The sequence below is a fragment of the Spiroplasma sp. hy2 genome (assembly GCF_044714365.1).
Taxonomy (GTDB): domain Bacteria; phylum Bacillota_I; class Bacilli_A; order Mycoplasmatales; family Mycoplasmataceae; genus Spiroplasma; species Spiroplasma phoeniceum.
Map to the genome: position 1 here is coordinate 1 of NZ_RXFZ02000186.1, position 1,835 is coordinate 1,835.

Consider the following 1,835-nt stretch of genomic DNA (forward strand, 5'->3'; position numbering starts at 1 on the left):
ADGATTAATGCAATAAAAGATAATATTAATTGATATAATTATGGTCAATATTGAGGTAATGGCATAGCAATATTATTAACACCTTTATTTACACATGGAATTCAAGGCATATTTGTTGCTAGTAGTAAACCAAAAGTAGATATGAAAATTGATATTCCACGATTAAAAATATCTAAAATGGGATTAGTATTTACAATTTTACCTTTAATTACTTTAATAATTTCTTTAATTATAATTTGAATTGATAAATCAAAATGAAAAAAAGACCATTTAAGACATTGCTTAGATTGTCGGATTAATTCGCGAGTTATTCAACCAAGATTAGCAAAACAATGAAATAATTTAGATGGCATAACAGAAGAAATATTTAAAAATATACAAAATGAAAATATTAAAAAACAAAAACAAGAAGAAAATAACAAAGAATTAAATTTAAAATAGACTATATATTAGGGGTGGCAGATATTTTTTTGGGTGGTTATATAGTTCAATTTATAAATTATTTTGTTCTGAAAGAATGGATGGCCACTGTTTGAGTAAGGATAAGAAAGGAAATAAAGAAATGGAAATTAGTAATGAAATAGTAATTGCTTTACTTGTATTAGCGGGTGCTGGTGGAATGGGTAGTCTTGGTATTCTTGGATTATCTGCTAAAAAAATTAAAAAATATAAAGCAGAAATTAGAGAATTACGAACTGCGGTTATTGCCCATGAAAAGCATTTACGCGGAACTGATTACGCAACAGAATTAGCATTAAAAACAGGTCAAATTAAAAATGTTAAAAAACAAGTTAAAGTAAATGACAAAAAACAAGCACAAAAAGATGCTATTCAAAAACTAACAAATAGTATTTAAAAAAATAACCTTAATTGGTTATTTTTTTATGTCTTGCAAATTATTTTCAACATTTTAATAGTACAATTAATTTTAGTAAAGGAGAAAAATTATATTATGTATGAAAAAAATAACAAAATTATTGTAAAAATAACAAATATTACTCCCTATGGTGCTTTTTGTAAAGCAGAAAAGGCTCATGGTTTAATTCATATTAGTGAAATTTCAGATTACTTTGTTAGAGATATTAGAGACTTCTTTGATATTGATGATGAAATTGAAGTTGAAATTATTAATTTTGATTCAGTTAGAAAATATCTTAAATTAAGTTATAAAAAATGTCATCCTGAATTATTAAAAAATAATGATAAAGAAATTCAGGAAATAAAAACAGCATTCCAAAACTTAAATAAAAAACAAAATAAAACAGATAATATTAAAAATATTAATAAAATAAATGAAAATGAATAAATTAATAAAATTATAAATTAACATAATAAAATAGTCATAAAGACTATTTTATTTTTTATTTGTTTTTAATATAGTTAAATTGTTTTCTCCATAAGTACTTTTATAATATTCTCAGTATTCAGTAGATTTAATATCGACATCTTCAACATCAATTCCAATTATATATTCACCACGGGGATTTTTACACGGGCGATTACCTTTTTCTGTTCGATAACATAAAATATAATTATTAATTATCTTTTTTCCTTTCATTTACAATATAGTAATTAATAAGATGTTCTATTCGTTGTGAATAAGTAAAGTCATTAAATTCATTTCAAACTTTTTGTTCATTTTCATTTAAGTAAATATTTATATTCCGAATTTTACAAGAATAATATTTTCCTGTTTTTTGATTAAATGAATGTTTCATAATGTTAACCCTCATAATTAGCAATAATAATTGCATCTCGTAAATGATTACTTATTTTTTTGTTATTATATTTTCAACCTTTACCATATTGATAAGTTAAATTAATATCTTTATCAA

At 22.6% G+C, this 1,835-nt stretch carries 5 protein-coding genes; 3 read left to right on the top strand and 2 right to left on the bottom strand.

Going from position 1 to position 1,835, the window contains the following annotated elements; all coding sequences use genetic code 4:
• The 3 genes from EHV01_RS05175 to EHV01_RS05185 all read left to right on the top strand — a co-directional run.
• Positions 1–441, top strand: a 441-nt coding sequence (locus EHV01_RS05175) for a hypothetical protein (RefSeq protein ID WP_422066524.1), incomplete at its 5' end; no start/stop codon positions are given.
• Between the two features lie 76 nt (positions 442–517).
• Positions 518–856, top strand: coding sequence for a hypothetical protein (locus EHV01_RS05180; RefSeq protein ID WP_422066525.1), 339 nt, complete (start codon positions 518–520; stop codon positions 854–856).
• Positions 857–952: 96 nt separating this feature from the next.
• Positions 953–1,306, top strand: a complete 354-nt coding sequence (locus EHV01_RS05185; protein WP_422066526.1) for a S1 RNA-binding domain-containing protein — start codon at positions 953–955, stop codon at positions 1,304–1,306.
• 48 nt (positions 1,307–1,354) lie between these two features.
• Here the strand turns inward: EHV01_RS05185 and EHV01_RS05190 are convergent, their stop codons facing one another.
• Positions 1,355–1,558 (bottom strand): hypothetical protein, encoded by a 204-nt coding sequence (locus tag EHV01_RS05190; RefSeq protein WP_422066527.1) that lies wholly within the window; start codon positions 1,556–1,558, stop codon positions 1,355–1,357.
• Complete coding sequence (locus EHV01_RS05195) at positions 1,536–1,718, bottom strand: hypothetical protein (RefSeq protein WP_422066528.1); 183 nt, start codon at positions 1,716–1,718, stop codon at positions 1,536–1,538. The genes EHV01_RS05190 and EHV01_RS05195 overlap by 23 nt, the downstream gene beginning before the upstream one ends.
• Between the last annotated feature and the right edge of the window lie 117 nt (positions 1,719–1,835).